Source organism: Psychrobacter cibarius (assembly GCA_030686115.1).
GTDB classification, from domain to species: Bacteria; Pseudomonadota; Gammaproteobacteria; order Pseudomonadales; family Moraxellaceae; genus Psychrobacter; species Psychrobacter cibarius_C.
Window position 1 is genome coordinate 3,062,412 of sequence record CP131612.1, and the last position, 19,135, is coordinate 3,081,546.

Genomic DNA, 19,135 nt, shown 5'->3' on the forward strand with positions numbered 1-19,135 from the left:
ATTACCTATTAGCCGTAGAAATCGTGTGTAAGTAAGCATTTCTGCTATTTGATGATTTAAGTTTCTTAAAGTAGCTGATAGTAGAGAGGTCGTTGGCTTCGTACTTATGGCGCGAGTCGTTAATAAATGCTGAATATTGACTGTCTTTAATACTTTGGTCTGCACGATTATCGTATTTCGTGTGGTAGCTAGAACCTAGCCAAATATTCTCAGCGGCTGTAAATGGCGTCGCAATGTAATAATCAATATGCAATGTTGAGTCAAAATTTCGTCCACTGATTACTTGTGTTTCTATATAAGAAACGCTCTCTAATTTGAGTGGCTCAAAATCATTTACTCTGAAATACTTTTGCTTTGGATAATGACGAATATCATTCAAGCTATTTACTTCAATGACCTCGTAAGCCGCTTTAGACAAATAGTTTTGGCTGAGAACGAGCGGTATCACTAATGCTAGAACCATCGTTATAAAAAAGTAGCCTGAACTACTGCGCTTAACCCACTTTAAGGTTAAAAGCTCATACCTCGGCCACATCCAAATACTAACGACTAAAACAGATAACAGAAAAGGAATACCAAAATCCCAATAGCCCTCCTTTAAAGGTAGAACATCTAGATAAATATCAAGCAACCAGCGTAAAGCCCCAAAAAGCAGAATAGTCAGGATACTAAGACCTAAATATGGTAAGAATACTTGCTTTAGTTTTAGTTTGATCGATTCTTTAGCGCTTAGGCTTTGTATGCGCTTCTGTTTATCCCTTTTGCTTACTTTTTTTTTGTTTCTGCTTCTATTTTTATTCTTATACCTATACTGGCTTCGCTTATTATTATCCATGCACTATCACCACTAATCTAGCGTACCTTAAACTGTTGAAATGCTTTTTTATCAATCGTTGCTTTTAAGACTAATAGTAAGCAAATAAACATTCCAATGATAAAAAACCTAAAGAATTTTGCTAACTCTTTATATGCTTTTTCGTTAAGTGTGCCCAACTGAGATACAAGTATTATTGGGTCATTAATATGTTGCTGACCTGACAATCTAATCGCTTCTAAATAACCATGCTTAGTATCTGAGTTTTGCAATTTTTCAAAATAATCAGCAGCAGATATCTCTTCATTTGCATATTGTTGTCTAGAAATCTTTTTAAAATTTTCTATTTGTTGAACTTTCTCTTTTTCTTCAAGATCATTATCAATAACCTTAGTAAAAGCCTGTCCCCACCAGATATCTTTATCTCCATAAAAAGGAGTAGCAAAATATAAGTATATTTTTAACTCTTGTCTAGATTTCCCCATCTCCCTAGTATTGAAGTAAGAAACAACCCCTTGTTTCTCAATACTTTTATTATCAAATTGGAAGTATTTTTGTTTTGGATATAATTTAATGTCACTTATATTACTTATATCAATAATGTCATATGCTGCTTCATATAAGTAAGCTTGACTGATTGATATAGGTGGAAATAAAGCAAGTATCATCACCAAGTAAAATACATTAGCGCTATTATCGTCAAATAATTCAAATCTTAGCAGTCGAATCCTTGTTCGCATTATGACAAGCACTAAAATAACACTGATAATTATTGGGATAATTAAGTTCCAGACCGTATCTTTTAGAGGCCATATCCCTAGACAGATGTCTAACATCCATCTTATGATGTTGTAGAATAAAATGGCGCCAATACTAAAACCTAAAAAAGGAAGAAAGATATAGCGCATTTTTAACTTAAACACCTCTAAATCTAAGCGCCTCTTATCTGACGATTTATGATGTGCCATTTATACTCTACCTTTCATTACTATGACTTAAACCAAAAAAAAGCGCCTCCAACATTAAGTTAGAGGCGCTCATCTTACAAGATATTAAAACATATTAATCAACAAATATTAGCTTAGCTGAAACTTAAACACGCTCAATAATAGTCGCGATACCTTGACCAAGACCGATACACATGGTCGCTAGACCGATTTCAGTATCTGATTGCTCCATGGCGTTTAGCAACGTAACCGTGATACGAGCACCTGAACACCCTAGTGGATGTCCTAATGCAATCGCGCCACCATTAATGTTGACGATGTCTTGCTTGTCCGTCAAGTTTAAGGCTTTTAGTACTGATAAGCCCTGGGCTGCAAATGCTTCGTTTAGCTCGATTGTTTGCATATCATCGATGCTCATGCCAGCACGCTTAAGGGCTTTTTGCGTTGCAGGTACTGGACCGTAGCCCATGATAGCCGCATCACAACCAGCAACAGCCATGCTACGAATACGAGCACGTGGCTTAAGACCTAATTCTTTGGCTTTTTGCGCGCTCATGATTAGCATTGCTGAGGCACCATCAGATAGTGCAGATGAGGTAGCAGCAGTCACTGTGCCACCTACTGGATCAAAGGCTGGACGTAGCTTTTGCATTTGCTCCATCGTCGCATCAGGACGAATCACTTCATCGACAGTACATAGTTGCAGGCGACCCGCTTCGTCATGACCTTCGATACCGATGATTTCATTATCAAAACGACCTTCGGTGGTCGCAGCCCATGCACGGCGATGCGACTCAAGACCAAAGGCATCTTGCTCTTCACGGGTGATATTATTCATGCGACCAAGCATTTCAGCGGTCAAGCCCATCATGTTTGAGGCTTTAGCATAATGCTTTGACGCTTCAGGGTTAAGATCAACGCCATGCATCATGCCGACGTGACCCATATGCTCAACACCACCGATGATGAATACATCACCTTGACCGGTCATGATTTGAGCAGCAGCAGTGTGTAGCGCCTGCATAGATGAACCGCATAGACGGTTAACGGTTTGACCGCCAGCAGTCTTTGGAATACCCGCCAGCAGACCGATGTTACGACCGATGTTCAAGCCTTGCTCTAGGGTCTGATTGACACAGCCCCAAATGATGTCTTCGACGTCACGTGGGTCAAAGTCATTACGCTCAACCAATGCACGAACCAATTCAGCAGACATGCTATCAGCGCGGACATGACGGAACATACCGTTTTTGGTTTTACCCATCGCTGAGCGTACGCCATCTACGATGACCACGTCTTTTGGACTTAAAATTGTCATACTATCTTCCTTTTCAATTTTTATTGTCAGTGGCAGTACCACAATGCTCGCTTATCTAATTTAGAAAATTAAGATCATTGATAATAAATAAATCACCAGTAATTTTATCGAGCTTGTGTACTGCACTTCATCCTAGTAATGACTGCCCATTACGCGGTGGCGTAAAAGGTCTCGCCTGCTGCTGCCATATCGCGAATTTTTTGCGGGGCTTCATAAGCTTTGCCAAGGTATGCGTATTTTTCACACAGTGCCAAGTAGTTATCTAGACCCATTTGGTCGATATAACGGCAAGGTCCACCGCGGAATGGCGGGAAACCAACGCCCATAATCATCGCCATATCCGCTTCTGACGGCGTGCTGACGATGTTGTCTTCTAGGCAACGTACAGTCTCATTACAGAAAGCCAGCATGGTGCGGTCAATAATCGCTTGATCTTCAAACGTTTGCTTGTCGCTATCTGTGGTGGTTTTTAATAGCTCATAGGTGGCTTCATCAGCAACTTTCTTTGGCTTGCCGCGTTTGTCCATTTCATACTTATAGAAACCAACGCCGTTTTTCTGACCTAAGCGTTTGTTTTCATATAAAAGCTCAATAGCGCCTTTATAATCAGGCTTCATGCGATCAGGGAAACCTTCTGCCATGACTTCTGCGCCGTGAACACCCGTGTCTAGACCGACCACGTCGATTAGATAAGCAGGACCCATCGGCCAGCCAAATTTTTCCATGACTTTATCGACATGAGCAAAATCTGCACCTTGCTTCAATAGCAAATCAAAGGCACCAAAATATGGGAACAACACACGGTTGACTAAGAAACCTGGGCAGTCATTAACCACAACAGGTACTTTACCCATTTTAGAGGCTAGCGCTACCGTGGTCGCAATCGCTTCTTCAGAGGACTTCTCACCGCGGATAACTTCAACCAATGGCATACGGTGTACTGGGTTAAAGAAATGCATACCCACGAAGTTTTCTGGACGCTCAAGTGCTTCAGCCAAGAAAGTAATAGAGATGGTCGAGGTGTTTGACGCTAGGATACAATCGTCTTTTACTAAGCCTTCAACTTCTTTAAGAACCGCACGCTTCACGTTTGGATTTTCTACCACTGCTTCGATAACGATATCAGTCTCAGAAAAATCGCCGTAATTCAAAGTAGGACGGATACGGCTTAAGGTTTCGCCCATTTTTGCTGGGGTCATTTTGCCGCGATCAACCATTTTGCCAAGTAACTTGCTGGCTTCTCCCATACCAAGATCTAATTGCTCAGACTTGATGTCTTTCATAATGATTGGCAAGCCTTTACTAGCGGCTTGATAAGCAATACCGCCGCCCATGATGCCTGCGCCTAGTACTGCCGCTTCATTGATTTCATGTGCTTTTTTGCTATGCTGCTTGGCTAATTTTTTAACCAACTGATCGCTTAAGAACAAACCAACCAAGCTTTCTGCTTGTGGCGTTTTCGCCGCTTTTGCAAAACCTGCGGCTTCTACTTCAATCGCTTTATCACGTGGTAAGTTAACGTGTTTTTCCATCGCAGCGATAGCAAGTGCTGGTGCTGGGTACTGTTTAGGATTGGCTTTGGCAAAGATCATACCTTTAGCGCTGTTAAATGCCATCGCTTGCTCAAGCTGATTCAATTTAACTGGATTCAGCTTCTCTTCACGCTTCGCTTTCCAATCAAGCTCACCTGAGATACATTTTTTGACCAAATCAATGGCAGCATCTTGCAAATCATCAGCAGCAACAGTCGCATCTACCAAGCCCAATTTTAGAGCATCAAGTGGTTTTTTTGGTGTACCCGTCGCAATCAGCTCAAGCGCATTGTCGATACCAATCACACGCGTGGTACGAACCGTACCACCGAAACCTGGGAAAATACCCAGTTGGGTTTCTGGTAGACCGATGATGGCTTTGTCGCTCATGACGCGATATTCACAAACCAAGGTCATCTCACAACCACCGCCAAGCGCCGCGCCATTGATGGCGGCTACTTTCGGGAAAGGCAGGTCTTCAAAGCGGTTAAAGGCGTCATTGATACCTACGACCCAATCTTTAATCTCGCTTTCTGGCTTTTTAAAAGAGCCAACGAATTCTGTGATATCAGCACCAGCGATAAAGACGCCTTTGCCTGAGGTCACGATTAAACCTTTGACGTCGTCAGCTTTTTCTAAGGCAGTAACCGCTTCACCAAATTGCTTGTTGGTCTCAGCATCAAACTTGTTCACGCTCTCATTTTCGGCGTTGTACTGCATGTTGGCGATGCCATCCTCTAGCATTGTCACCGTGATGCGATTTCCTTGGTATACCATTTGGAACTCCTTGCTATATAACGAAAGCTACGTTTTAAAATTAAAAGTTTTAAAATTAAAGGTCATAGCCAGTTATTGTTAGAAAAACGAGTAATAACACTGCCAATATACTGTGTTATAAAGTCAGTATAGAGTAAGCAGTGAAGATGTCTTTATTATCCAGCGCTCATGGTTATATATTCATTTTTTATGCTTAATGTTACCGCGTTAGCACAAGTGAATACGGCGCTTCATTTATATATATTGTGACCAGTACTGATATTGAACATACTAGCATTAAAAATATGGACTGAGATTTGAGCAAATTTTTCGCTGAAATAAGCACGCAAACCTCCAGCCCTAAATCATCAGATCATTTTTACGCCAATTAGTGTAGGGGATTATGCCCCTAACTGTCACAAGCTAATACCATACTCACAAGTCACTCTTAAATCAGCAGCAGCCCTTTACCTGACTAGTAATGTGCTTTAGGTGACGGTTTGTATACTGAAATTGTATACTAAAAATTCGTCTTTTAAAGATTATAATGACAGATGCTTATCGTCACCCGCCGTCACACGCTTAACTTGATTCTTTATCAAAACATATCCACTGACTAAGTTAAATCACCAATACGTAACGAGGGCTTGTTGCATTATTTCGGCGTGCTTAATCGAATTTTTAACAGTAAGCTGCCAAAAACATAGCATTGATGATGCTCACCCCATAAGCTATATAATCTATCATGCTACACTAGCGATATTTTTATTATTCACCTGATAAATGGTTGGGTTATGACTGTTTCTTCTACGCCAAGCTTTATACCTGAAAGCCTTATGCCTTCAAGACTTGTATCTTTTACTAGCTTTAATAACAACACCGAGCAATTTCATAGCGCCGTGCGCGCGCAACTTGCACAAGATATAGACGTGCTGTTTGCTTATGCCAACCTGCCAAGCCCGTTGATTGATGCCTGTCGTTATGTGATGACTGGTCAAGGTAAATTGGTGCGTCCACTATTGGTTGCCAGTGCCTTTGACAGTGTTAATCACAATAATGTTAATGATAATACGAACGATGCTGATAAAAACCCTGATAAAGAAGCTAAGCAAATTCAGCAAAATAGCGATTTGGAAGGGCTATTAGAAAATGACTCCGATTATGATATGGCGCGCCGTGCGGCATTGGCAGTGGAGCTGCTGCATACCTATTCATTAGTACATGACGACTTGCCCTGTATGGACGATGATGACTTGCGCCGTGGTCAGCCAACGGCTCATATCGTCTTTGAAGAGTCGACCGCCCTACTCGCTGGCGACGTATTGCAAACATTAGCCTTTGAAGTATTGACCGCGGAGTTGCCCACTTTTGCGCCCTTTGATTCAGCTATCGCCAGCCAGCTTATCGCAATATTTGCACCACGTGCACGGCGTATGGTTTCTGGTCAAATGCTTGACCTGAATGCTGAGGCTAGTGCTAATATTTCACAAAGCGATCTAGAAGCTATCCACCGTGATAAAACAGGCGCATTGATTGAAGCCGCTATGCTTATGGGCGGTATCTGTGCGGGTGCGACCGCTCCACAGCGTATGGCATTACAAGAGTGCGCCCAGCATATTGGTCTCGCCTTTCAAGTACAAGACGATATCTTAGATGTGACGACTAGCACCGATACCCTTGGCAAACCTGCTGGCAGCGATGAGAAACTAGATAAATCCACCTATGTGAAATTGATGGGTGTCGAAAACGCGACTAGCTATGCGCAATCGCTATTTAATGATGGACGCACAGCCATCATTCGTGAACTGAGTCGTCATGAATCAAGCAGTAGCGAGCTTGGCAGTGACGCAAACAATGATGCTTTACTGGCATTAATAGAATGGCTATGGGCACGTAAAAAATAGCCAAAAATTTAACCATCAAAGAACGGCAGTGAGTGGTCAACATGGACAGTAACCCTACCCCGCGTATTTACCTTGGCACTGGCGGTTATAGCGATACCGATTTGCTCGGTACGCTGTATCCTACTGGCACAAAGAAAACGGACTTCTTACGGGAGTACGCCAAGCAATACGGCGCAGTTGAGATTAATAGCACCTTCTATGCGCCCATCGGACAAAAAGCCTTTGCAGGTATGGTCAATAAAGCCTATGCCGAAGCAAATAGTGAATTGAAATTCGCGGTCAAGCTGCATCAAGACTTTACTCATGCACGTAAAGGCACTGCCGAGCACGCGCAAGCTTTCCTTACTGCGCTCACGCCACTTATCGAATCCAATGCTCTAGCGCCATTATTATTGCAATTCCCACATGGCTTTGACCGTACTCGCGAGCATCGGCTCTATCTAGCAAATCTCGTCAGTTGGTTTAAGGATTATCCATTAGCCGTTGAGTTCCGTCATAACGGTTGGCATACGCCGCAAGTGGTCGATAGCTTTATCAAACAAGGTCTAATTTGGTGTAGCGTTGATTATCCCAAAGTCAGTGGCTTACCACCGTCGCGGCTAATATTTACCGAGCGTACTGGCTACCTGCGTATGCATGGTAATAATCTAAACTGGTGGGATGCGATGAGTGCTGCTGACCGTCATGATTACCGTTATAGCGAAGCTGAAATGCACGATTGGGCTCAAGCGATTGCCAATCAGCGTCAGCATTTTGATACGTTATATATCTTCTTTCAAAATACGGTGAATGCGCATGCTTTTTATAATATTGCGATGTTGAGGGAAGTATTGGGTAAGTTTGGGTTTGAGGTGATGTAGGATGTTCTTACTAAAGTGTAGCAGTCCATTCAATCGCTAATTAAAACCACACTCTATGACAACAAATAAGCAAGTATATTATGAAAACTTAATATTTTTTTGCGAGGAATAAAATTTGAGTACGGAAAAAACATTAAAGAAAGAGGAAAGTTTCAATAATCTATATAAGAAAATAGATGCAACTTCAAAAACAAGATTTCATGCATCTCGGCGCTTAAGATTCCATAGTAAGTTTTCAACCTATACAGTTGTGTTAATTTCCTTAGGATTAATTCTCATATCTTTGATGCAGGCTTATAGATTGGGAAAAAATATAGATAATGACTTAGTAGCCTTGATTCAAATATTTTCTACCATTGCAGTACTGGTTTACTCACTTTTAATTGATAAAAACGACTACTCTAACTTGTCTGAAAAAATGTATTCTTGTGCATCAAAACTTGGCGAACTTAAACAAGGGATACATCCATATCTAGATGAAAAGCATAATCAAACCTTATATGATGGTTTTAGAGATTCATATCATCAGATATTAAAATTATTTGAAACTCACTCAAATAATGATTTTCGTGGTGATTATACTCGTGCAAAACTTGATATGCCCGAAAACTACACTATAAAAGGTGCTGACTGGTATCGCTCTAAATTTTATGTATATTGGACTCATTTTTTGGACTTTTCTTCTTACATATTAGTAATAGGTGCTTTGGTTTTAGTACTTTATTGGATGTGGTTTGACTGGGTTTGGTTTTGGAATTAACTATCATAAAAAATATTGAAACATCGACTACCTCTATACAGCCTCTTACATCTAAGTAAGCAACTATATTTTCAGAAAAATTGAACCAAAAAAAAGGACGCCTCTCAGCGTCCTTTTTTTAAATCAAATACTTAGTAGTTAAAGATTACTCTTCAACACCAGCATCTTGACCTTTATATTTCGCATTTGCGTAGTCCCAGTTCACTAGTTTGTCTAGGAACGTGTCGACATAATCAGGACGACGGTTGCGATAATCGATGTAGTACGCATGTTCCCATACATCACAAGTCAATACCGCGATTTGGTCATGTGCAAGTGGCGTGTCAGCGTTAGCAGTTTTGGCGATAGACAGTTTGCCACCGACTTTATCAGCGACTAACCATGCCCAACCTGAACCAAACTGAGTCAATGCTGCGTTTTTGAACTCTTCACGGAACTTATCATAGCTACCGAAGTCTTCTTCGATTTTAGCTTTTAGATCGCCAGTAGGTTCGCCGCCGCCATTGGTTGGCGTCATGCAGTTCCAATAGAACGTGTGGTTCCATACTTGGGCTGCTTGGTTAAACATACCTTGCTTACTGTCATCTTTAGCAGTCGCTACGATGATTTCTGGCAATGTTTTGTCTTCCAGACCAGAACCTGGTAGCAATTCGTTGAGCTTAGTCACGTAGGCATTATGATGCTTGTCGTGATGATACTCTAGCGTCTCGGCACTGATATGTGGCTCTAGTGCGTCTTTTGCGTATGGTAGCTCTGGTAAAGTAATGTTTGACATAGTTATTTTATCCTTGCTTTTTTTAGCCGTCATTTGATAAAAACTCATTATAGAAACTGAATTTTACGCTATTTTTACATCATAAAAAACACTATAAAATAACGAACTAAATTGGCTGAGTTTATTGTTTGAAATGAATGTTATTGCTTAATACCATTTATTGTTTAACACAGTATCACGTATTATTATGAATCCAAAATTAACTTACTTTTGTTACAGTTTGCTCAAAAGCCAAGTGCTTGACTTCATAAGCATTTATTAACTTAATATTCACAAGCCATAAGATATCATTCACTGTAGCTTGGCGGCTATTATAGCAACAGTGGCGACAAATATCAGTTACCAAATGTTATGGATAACACTGTTAGTATAGCCTTTGGTTGTCTATAGACTAAGCGCAGAATGCCTTGCCATGCCAACCGTGCTAGGCACTTAGCTGACCGATAAACTGATAAAACTGATAAAACTGATAAAAATGGTATTAAGAGACAGCTATAATTTAAAAACTGACCATACTTTCAATAATGATACTTTCACTAACCATATTCTTAATAATGACATAACGGAATAACCCTATGAGCACCACGAATACCTCACGATCCTCTACCCAATCGACCCTTGATAATCAATGGGTGCTCGCCAGTAATAATAAAGGCAAACTGGCTGAGTTTAAAAGGCTGTTTGCCGAGGCAGATTTGGATGTGACTATCATCCCGCAAGGTCAGCTTGATATCGACGATGCGATTGAAGATGGGTTGAGCTTTGTAGAAAATGCCATTATCAAAGCCCGTCATGCCAGCCGTATCAGCGGAATGCCTGCGATTGCTGATGACTCAGGATTATGTGTGCCAGTATTAGGTAACGCACCGGGCATCTACTCCGCTCGCTATGCCAGTGAGCATGGCAATGATAGTAAAAATAACGCCAAGCTCATCGCTGATTTACAGCCTATTCGTGCTGAGCACGCTAACGAGCCTATTAAAGGATTATTTGTTTGCGTACTGGCGATGGTGCGCCATGCTGATGATCCATTGCCGATTATCGCGCAAGGTCTATGGCAGGGTGAGATTTTAGAGACAGCGCATGGTGACGGCGGTTTTGGTTATGATCCGCTGTTTTGGTTGCCAGAGTTGCAAGCTAGCGCCGCGAGCTTAAGTGCTGCTGATAAAAATAGCATTAGTCATCGGGGGCAAGCGATTCAGCAATTATTGACGCAGTTGCCGTTGTAGATAACCCTTAAATCTTATAGTGGATTCAATTTATTCCTTTAGCTATTAATGCTAATACAAGACAGTCTAGCGCAGAGGTACAAATCGTAGTTTAAGCGAGATTGACGATGTAGCAGATTCAAAGTGAATTGACGATAAAGAGATAATTTTTACTTTAATAAACAGATAGATTATACTGTTCTACTTTTAAAATTTTGTTGAAAGCCGTTATTTGTCTGTATAATTCACCAAAAAGCGTTATTATGCGGTGCATTAACGGTTTATTATTGATATCTGATAGCGCCTATTACTAAGATAACCGTTTCACATTTTAGTATCAGTCAGCGCCAGTGGTGACCAAAGGCGATTGCTCAAGGTACTGACTTTGACATTGCGCGCTATCGCTATCCCCTATTTATTCCAACGGCAACCCATGATACATGCCCGTAATTTGAGGCACGGTTTGTCTATTACCATTTAACCCTAAGTACTATTTAATCAAACGTACTATTTAATCCTAAAGGTGTAATTAACATGGCTACAGATTTACAAGTCACAACCAACAAGCTATCTAATAAAGAAACCCAATTGACAGTTAAAGTACCTGTCGAAAAAATTCAAAACAAAGTCGAAGGTCGTATTCGCCAAGTTGCGAAAACTGCCAAGATTGACGGTTTCCGTAAGGGTAACGTCCCTATGTCACATATCCGTTCACAGTACGGTGCTGGCATTCAACAAGAAGTCATCAACGATGTGATCCGTGATACCGTTTTTGAAGCGATCAAATCTGAAGACATCCGCGCGGTTGGCATGCCTAACATCGACGATGTAAAACTTGAAGACGATTTCTTGGTTTATCAAGCCACTGTTGAAATCTTCCCAGAAGTAGACGTACAAGGTATCAATGAGATCGAAGTTGAGCGTCACACGGCTAAAGTAAGCGAAGAAGACGTCGACACGATGATCGAAAACCTTCAAAAGCAACGTGAAGAATTCGTTGAGAAAAAAGGTAAAGCGGACAAAGGCAATCAAGTAACTTTTGACTTTGAAGGCTCTATCGATGGCGAAAAATTCGAAGGCGGTTCTGCTGAAGATTTCAAACTGGTTATCGGTAGCAACCAGATGATTCCTGGTTTTGAAGCGGGTATCAAAGGCATGAAAGCTGGCGAAGAGAAAGTTATCGACGTCACTTTCCCAGAAGATTACCAAGCTGAAAACTTAGCGGGTAAAGAAGCTCAGTTCAAAATCAATGTAAAATTGGTTGAAAAATCTAAGCTACCAGAAATCAACGAAGAGTTCCTTGAGCTATTCGGTGTGAAAGAAGGCGGCGTTGAGAAGTTGAAAGAAGACGTTCGCAAAAACATGGAACGCGAAATCAAAAACGCGGCGCGTAGCCAAGTTAAGCAAGCGACTTTTGACGCATTGCTAGAAAAGAACGAGTTTGACGTACCAAACGCGATGCTAGAGCAAGAAATCGAGCGTCAACGCAACATGATGATGCAACGTTTTTCTCAGCAGTTTGGTGCCAATGCTGATAGCTTCGATAAAGACATGCTACCAAATGAGCTATTTGAAGAGCAAGCGCTACGTGCTGCTCGTCTTGGCATCATCGTTGCTCGCGTTATCGATACCAAAGGCTTAGAAGTCGATCAAGAACGTGTTGAAACGTTCATCAAAGAAGCGGCTGAAAACTACGAAGATCCAAGTGAAGTCATCGAGTATTACACCAATGACAAGCAGCAGCGCGCGAACATTGAGTCTGTAGTACTAGAAGACCAAGTAGTTGATTATCTAATCGAGCAAGGTAAAGTAACTGACAAAGAAGTTAGCTACCAAGACCTATTAGCTGCACAGCAACAACAGCAGCAAGGCATGTAATTTAGTGAGATAACTTAGCAATTTGCCATTCAATGGCAAATGGCAAATTGCTAATCTCAATCTAAACAGGCTCTAACATAATGCTCTAACGCAATGCTCTAACATATGTGTTAGGGCATTTTTATTGGGCATTTATATGCTATCTTTATGGACAGTTTATAACCAAGCCCCTTGATAAATGGTTACAGACGCCTTATTAATAGTGAGTCAATCATTTTATTAATAGCATTCATGTTATAAATAGAAAATTATTTTTCACATGAAAAAGTTACTATTGCCTCAATAAAAAAGTTACCATTAGCTCAATTATTTTTAGCGATATCTGGCGCTTATTATTTCAGCCAGCGAATATTATTAAAAAGCGGCAACATCTAGCATGATGAGCAGCCATACAAGCGTAGCCGCTCGCTAGCTTCAATCCCTTTATTTTATGTACTTATAAACAGGACATCTTTATGACAGATTATGATCGCATCACTGCCAACCCACATTTTGATATGCTGATGAGTGCGCACAATGACGCACAAGGCATGCAATATACCCAAAGCGCCCCTCAAGCTGCATTGGTGCCAATGGTCGTTGAACAATCCTCTCGCGGTGAACGCTCGTTTGATATTTTCTCGCGTCTATTGCGTGAGCGCGTTATCTTTTTGACCGGTCAAGTCGAAGACCATATGGCCAATCTGATTGTTGCACAGTTGCTATTTTTAGAAGCGGAAAACCCAGACAAAGACATTCATTTGTATATCAATTCACCAGGCGGCTCAGTGAGTGCAGGCTTGGCAATCTTTGATACCATGAACTTCATCAAGCCTGAAGTATCGACCATCTGTATGGGCGGCGCTTATAGCATGGGCTCGTTCTTGCTCGCGGCTGGTCAAAAAGGCAAGCGTTATTCTCTTGCCAATGCTCGTGTCATGATTCATCAGCCTTCAGGCGGTGCGCAAGGTCAAGCAACCGATATCGAAATTAATGCGCGTGAAATTCTAAAAACGCGTGCCCGTTTAAATGAGATTTTGGCAGAACGTACTGGTCAACCATTAGAGAAAATCGAAAAAGACGTTGAGCGTGACTTTTGGTTAGATGCGAAAGAAGCCAAAGAATACGGTCTGGTCGATGAAGTATTAGAGCGCCGCCCTACTTCTTTATAATTACCGCATAAGAGCAAAAGCTTTGATGGGCATCAAAAGCCTGAGCGTTATACGTTTTGGCTTTGATGTAAAAAATCAAAATATTTGTAAGTTTTAAATTTTAGGAGCGCCTTTTATGGCAGAAGATAACACCCCGCATTGCTCGTTTTGCGGCAAAGCCAAAAGCGATGTACAGCAGCTGATTGCCGCTGACGATGCCAATATCTGTAATGAATGTATTGAGCTATGTACCGATTTAATCGCTGATAGCGCTGAAGATGGCAATGATGACAGCGACATTGATACGTCTTGGGTCAATAAAAAGCTACCAACACCAAAAGAGCTGCGTGCCAAGCTTGACGAATACGTCATTGGACAAGACGCTGCTAAAAAAGCACTAGCAGTTGCCGTCTATAACCATTATAAGCGTCTAAAAGTTAGCCAAACCTTAGCCAATGACAGCAAAAAAGCGAAGATTGGCGCTGACGATGCCATGGTTGAATTGGCTAAGAGCAATATCTTGCTGATTGGCCCAACGGGTTCTGGTAAGACCTTACTGGCGCAAACCTTGGCGCGTCTACTGGATGTGCCTTTTGCGATGGCCGATGCGACGACCTTGACCGAAGCAGGTTATGTCGGTGAAGATGTCGAAAACATCGTGCAAAAACTTTTGCAAGCATCAGATTATGATGTGAGCAAAGCGGAACAAGGCATCATCTATATCGATGAGATTGATAAAATCAGTAAGAAAGGCGACAATCCGTCTATCACCCGTGATGTGTCAGGCGAAGGCGTACAGCAAGCGTTGCTAAAGCTTATCGAAGGTACGGTCGCTGCCATTCCGCCACATGGTGGTCGTAAGCATCCACAGCAAGAGCTGATCCAAGTTGATACGAGTAACATTTTAATCATCGTCGGCGGGGCGTTTGCCGGTCTTGATGCGGTTATTCAGCAGCGTACAGAAAAAGGCGGTATCGGCTTTAACGCCGATGTCAGCTCAAAAGACGATAGCAAACGCAGCTCAGAATTACTGCAACAAGTAGAGCCTGAAGATTTGATCAAATTTGGTCTTATTCCTGAGCTCATCGGTCGTCTTCCTGTTCTTGCTGCGCTCACAGAGCTGGACGAGGACGCATTGGTGCAGATATTGACAGAACCAAAAAACGCTTTGGTTAAGCAATATAAGTATCTATTCGATATGGAAGGCGCTGACATTAGCTTTACCAAAGAAGCGCTCGATGCGATTGCCAAAAAAGCCATGGCGCGTAAGACTGGTGCTCGTGGTTTGCGTTCTATCGTTGAAAATGCGCTCCTTGAGACTATGTACGAGTTGCCTTCGATGAAAAATGCCAAGACTGTCATCGTCGATGAGCAAGTGATTAATGAAGGTAAAACACCTGAAATCATCTTTTCTACCGACGACTCAGAGCAAATAGCGATAGATGCTTAGCGGTTGTTATCAGCTTTATTAAAACTGTCATTGAAGTAAAGGCGTCTAGCATATCTTATGCTAGACGTTTTTTTATGGCTGCTCACTTATGATTTTTTTATGACAGCCAATGTATGAGTAAAGTGACAGCGGCGTCTATCAATCGTTCATAGCTAAAACCACAAAGCATGCTAAGGTAAATGTGCTACCAACACCTATCACTGATGAAACAAAGGACTGTTTATCATGCTTAACAATGTTACTTCTATCGCAACCTCATTACGTCAACACTTGCCTTTTCATACCACGATAGACCAAGATATCGCCCCTTATTATCATAATCATGTCGCGGCTATTACTGGTGCTGGCTCTGGTATGGGGCGCGAGTTGGCTATTCATTTGGCAAAGATGGGCTGCCACGTGGCGCTCTCTGATATCAACGCGGCGCAACTGGCACAGACAAAAGAATTGCTCGTTGGTTATGCTATCAAAGCGACCATGACAGTACTTGATGTCTCAGACAATAAAGCCGTGGAAGCGTGGGCAGATAGCGTCATGGCAGACCATGGCAAAGTAAACTTCATCTTTAATAATGCAGGCGTGGCGCTATATTCGACCGTAGAAGGCAGTAGCATTAGCGAGCTTGAATGGGTGATGGACATCAATTTTTGGGGTGTGGTCTATGGCACCAAGGCATTTTTGCCATTGATTAAAAATAGTGTCAAACAAAGCGAATCGACGAATGGCAGCAAAAAAAACAGATCGCGCCAATTTAACGAGCATGGTCACATCATTAATATCTCAAGCCTGTTTGGCTTGACTGCGCAGCCGTCACAATCTGCGTATAACGCCAGTAAATTTGCTGTACGCGGCTTTACTGAAAGCTTGCGTCAAGAGCTAGATATTCAGCGCTGCGGTGTGTCAGCGACCTGCATCCATCCCGGCGGTATTAAAACCAATATTGCCAATAGTGCCCGTGGTAATGACAGTATCAATGATATTGGCATGCGTACTGGCCCCAAAGCCATTCAGAGCTTTAATAAATTCCTGAAATTTGATGCAAGCAATGCCGCTTTGATTATTTTGCAGGCTGCCGCGACCAATCAACCGCGCTGTCTGATTGGCAATGATGCCAAGATAATCGACGCGGTACAGCGTGTCTTTCCAGCGACATACAGTCAAATATTGAACGATGTCCATAAGCTCTCTCGTAAGCTCAAACCACGCCGCCATAAAAAACCAAGCACACCAAAATAATATATTCTAAGAGTATTTGCCCACAAAAAAGCGCTTAAATATTGATAATATTTAAGCGCTTTTTTGTGGGTAGTATTTCAACACTGTCTTTCAATATGGTTCTTCATACGGTATGAAATTAATTCATATCTCTCTAAAGCCAAAACACTTTATCTATTTATATACTTTAATTATTTAATATTTGGTACAATTATGTTTCTAGCAACTTACAGATTGATGACTCATTCAGATTTTTTGCACAAAAATTAAGATTACTTCTGTCACTTTGACAGCTAAATTATCATAAAAATATATTATTACATATTATTTTTGATAATAAGGATATTCCAATGAAAATACTTTTAAGGGTCAAACCCTCTTCCTCCGTTTTACTGGCTGCTATCTTTGCTATTGGTGCGGTTAGCCTGTCAGGCTGTAGTGAATCAGATACCAAGGCTGTCGACCGTGTCGAAGAAGCTGAAGCATTAGCCCGTGTTAAGTCACTTGAGGCACGTGCCGCAGAAATTAAAGACGAGATGGCTGCAAATCCAAGCGCCAAACTGAGCGTTAGCATGCCAGATGAGTCCACTATTCCAGATGATGAGTTTGGCGCAGCAGTACGTCGCGGCTTACAAATCGCCAATCATACTTATAAAGAGATGCCTGACAATGTCGGCAACCAGTTGAACTGTACCAGCTGTCACTTGGGTAATGGCTCAGAGGCCTACGCGGCGCCTTGGAATGGTATGCCGGGCATTTATCCTATTTATCGGTCACGTGCTGGTCGCGTGAATTCAATACAAGAGCGCATCAATGGCTGTTTTGAACGCTCAATGAATGGCAAAGCACTTGACCTAGGTTCAGATGATATGAATGCGATGGTGTCTTATATGAGCTGGCTATCACAGGGCTTGCCTTATGGTGTTTCGCCTGAAGGTCGCGGTTTTGTTAAGGTAGACAAAACTTTAGAGCCAAATACGGACAATGGCAAAAAGCTGTTTGCTGAAAAATGTAGCGTTTGCCATGGTGAAAACGGCGAAGGTCAATATAACGACGATGGCACTTATATCTATCCAGCAGTAGCCGGAGACAAGTCCTTCAACGATGGCGCAGGTATGGCGCGAACTTATACAGCAGCGGCCTTTATCAAAGGCAAAATGCCCTTTGGTCAAGGTAACTCGCTTAGTGACCAAGAAGCGGTCGATATTGCTGCTTACTTTACCCATCTGCCGCGACCTATCAAAGCCAATAAAGACAAAGACTGGCCCAATGGTGATGCCCCTAAAGATGTACGCCGTTAATTAAAAAAAGCTCATAATTTATATAATAAAAAAGCCCAGTTATTTAATAGCTGGGCTTTTTTATTATGGATAGTTAGGACAATTTGCATCCTTTATCTTTAATTTAAGGCAATTTCATATCACCATCAACCAGCCAGCCCACGCGGCGCATCACATGAGCGACCACCCCTGCAATTAGGGCAGGTAATACAAACATCAACAGGATAATCGCTGTCCATAATTGACCCGTACTCATTATGTCTTGTGACGCTTCAATGACTCCAAATACGCCGACCAATCCGGCGGTACCCATACCTGCACCCGTTGCTGTACATGCCAGTCCAAAGCCTACTGTCGCAATAGGACCAACGATGGCGCTAGCAATCACAGCAGGCAACAACACCAGCGGTTTTTTTAACACATTAGGAATCTGTAGCATACTGGTGCCCAGACCTTGAGATATCACGCCACTGACGCCGTTGTCTTTATAGCTTGCAACGGCAAAGCCAATCATGTGTGCCGCACAGCCTACCACTGCTGCCCCGCCTGCTACGCCACCAAGCCCAATTGCGATACAAATAGCAGCGCTGGACGTTGGCAATGTCAATAAAATACCCACCACCACTGCAATCACAATACCCATTAACAGAGGCTGTAACTCAGTGGCTGCTTGAATACCTTGACCAATGGCAGCGACCGCAGCGACGATAGGTGGATTCAATAGTGCGCAAACTGCTAATGCTACCGCGCATACCAATAGAGGAACCAATAGAATATCAAGCTTGGTTTTGCCAGCGACCCAAGTACCAGCACGATAAGCAAATACCGAGGTCAAATACGCCCCTATCGGATTGCCCGGTAAGGCGGCAAAGGTCGCAGGTCCGCCTACTTGGGGCGTAAATAACGTCCCTGCCATTAATGCTTCAGAGTGTGCGCCAAGCATACCGGCGACCAAGCAGCTGAGCATGACGAGCGTCGGTGCTTTAAGGTAATAGGCGATACCTACTCCGATACCCGCACCCATTAATACTGAGGCAAGCTTGCCCACCGCAACCAATGCGGGCAAATCTAACCAGCCACCGATTTGCGAGATGATTAGACCAGCAATCAATGTGACAAATAGCCCTAAAGCCATGCCAGTAAACGCATCAATAAAATACTTTTGGAAAAATGCTTTAATGAAGCCAGTAGGCGGTGTTGCTAAATGAGAGACTGTCATAGCCATGCTCTTTATAAAATTTTTGATGAAAGGTAATAAACCAGCAGAAAAATAACTTTGCTAAAAATCAGAGATAAAAAAAACGTCAT

Annotated in this window: 15 protein-coding genes; 9 read left to right on the forward strand and 6 right to left on the reverse strand. The window is 42.2% G+C overall.

Annotated features, from left to right (window positions below; translation table 11 throughout):
* Nucleotide 1: 1 nt before the first annotated feature.
* From Q6344_13030 to fadB, 4 genes are all read right to left on the reverse strand, one after another.
* Entirely contained in the window at nt 2-835 is an 834-nt protein-coding gene (locus Q6344_13030) for a hypothetical protein (GenBank protein WLG13509.1), read from the reverse strand.
* A gap of 17 nt (nt 836-852) precedes the next feature.
* Nucleotides 853-1,782 carry a hypothetical protein gene (locus Q6344_13035; protein WLG13510.1) on the reverse strand — a complete coding sequence of 310 codons (930 nt, stop codon included), beginning with the start codon at nt 1,780-1,782 and terminating at the stop codon, nt 853-855.
* Between the two features lie 124 nt (nt 1,783-1,906).
* On the reverse strand, nt 1,907-3,079 hold the full coding sequence (gene fadA / locus Q6344_13040; protein WLG13511.1) for an acetyl-CoA C-acyltransferase FadA: 1,173 nt from the start codon (nt 3,077-3,079) through the stop codon (nt 1,907-1,909).
* A 149-nt stretch (nt 3,080-3,228) separates the two neighbouring features.
* The gene (gene fadB / locus Q6344_13045) at nt 3,229-5,388 is read right to left on the reverse strand and encodes a fatty acid oxidation complex subunit alpha FadB (GenBank protein WLG13512.1); all 2,160 of its coding nucleotides are present in this window, start codon (nt 5,386-5,388) and stop codon (nt 3,229-3,231) included.
* Nucleotides 5,389-6,161: 773 nt separating this feature from the next.
* Between fadB and Q6344_13050 the strand changes: the two genes are divergently transcribed.
* The 3 genes from Q6344_13050 to Q6344_13060 all read left to right on the forward strand — a co-directional run bounded on the left by Q6344_13050 (nt 6,162) and on the right by Q6344_13060 (nt 8,891).
* A complete protein-coding gene (locus tag Q6344_13050; protein WLG13513.1) occupies nt 6,162-7,271 on the forward strand; it encodes a polyprenyl synthetase family protein in 1,110 nt (369 codons plus the stop codon).
* Nucleotides 7,272-7,312: 41 nt separating this feature from the next.
* The gene (locus tag Q6344_13055; GenBank protein WLG13514.1) at nt 7,313-8,131 is read left to right on the forward strand and encodes a DUF72 domain-containing protein; all 819 of its coding nucleotides are present in this window, start codon (nt 7,313-7,315) and stop codon (nt 8,129-8,131) included.
* Nucleotides 8,132-8,246: 115 nt separating this feature from the next.
* Nucleotides 8,247-8,891, forward strand: coding sequence for an SLATT domain-containing protein (locus tag Q6344_13060; protein WLG13515.1), 645 nt, complete (start codon nt 8,247-8,249; stop codon nt 8,889-8,891).
* 145 nt (nt 8,892-9,036) lie between these two features.
* Here Q6344_13060 and Q6344_13065 read toward each other — a convergent pair whose 3' ends face one another.
* A complete protein-coding gene (locus Q6344_13065; GenBank protein ID WLG13516.1) occupies nt 9,037-9,666 on the reverse strand; it encodes a superoxide dismutase in 630 nt (209 codons plus the stop codon).
* Nucleotides 9,667-10,241: 575 nt separating this feature from the next.
* On the opposite strand from Q6344_13065, the gene rdgB reads away from it, so the two are divergent.
* The 6 genes from rdgB to Q6344_13095 all read left to right on the forward strand — a co-directional run bounded on the left by rdgB (nt 10,242) and on the right by Q6344_13095 (nt 17,848).
* Nucleotides 10,242-10,895: an RdgB/HAM1 family non-canonical purine NTP pyrophosphatase gene (gene rdgB, locus Q6344_13070; GenBank protein ID WLG13517.1), complete on the forward strand. Its 654-nt coding sequence runs from the start codon at nt 10,242-10,244 to the stop codon at nt 10,893-10,895.
* Between the two features lie 513 nt (nt 10,896-11,408).
* The gene (tig, locus tag Q6344_13075) at nt 11,409-12,752 is read left to right on the forward strand and encodes a trigger factor (GenBank protein ID WLG13518.1); all 1,344 of its coding nucleotides are present in this window, start codon (nt 11,409-11,411) and stop codon (nt 12,750-12,752) included.
* Between the two features lie 503 nt (nt 12,753-13,255).
* Nucleotides 13,256-13,903, forward strand: a complete 648-nt coding sequence (gene clpP, locus Q6344_13080; GenBank protein ID WLG15219.1) for an ATP-dependent Clp endopeptidase proteolytic subunit ClpP — start codon at nt 13,256-13,258, stop codon at nt 13,901-13,903.
* A 115-nt stretch (nt 13,904-14,018) separates the two neighbouring features.
* On the forward strand, nt 14,019-15,332 hold the full coding sequence (gene clpX / locus Q6344_13085) for an ATP-dependent protease ATP-binding subunit ClpX (GenBank protein WLG13519.1): 1,314 nt from the start codon (nt 14,019-14,021) through the stop codon (nt 15,330-15,332).
* 354 nt (nt 15,333-15,686) lie between these two features.
* Nucleotides 15,687-16,568, forward strand: coding sequence for an SDR family NAD(P)-dependent oxidoreductase (locus tag Q6344_13090; GenBank protein ID WLG15220.1), 882 nt, complete (start codon nt 15,687-15,689; stop codon nt 16,566-16,568).
* A 329-nt stretch (nt 16,569-16,897) separates the two neighbouring features.
* On the forward strand, nt 16,898-17,848 hold the full coding sequence (locus Q6344_13095; protein WLG13520.1) for a c-type cytochrome: 951 nt from the start codon (nt 16,898-16,900) through the stop codon (nt 17,846-17,848).
* Between the two features lie 103 nt (nt 17,849-17,951).
* On the opposite strand, the gene Q6344_13100 is transcribed toward Q6344_13095, so the two are convergent.
* Nucleotides 17,952-19,046: a PTS sugar transporter subunit IIC gene (locus Q6344_13100; GenBank protein WLG13521.1), complete on the reverse strand. Its 1,095-nt coding sequence runs from the start codon at nt 19,044-19,046 to the stop codon at nt 17,952-17,954.
* Between the last annotated feature and the right edge of the window lie 89 nt (nt 19,047-19,135).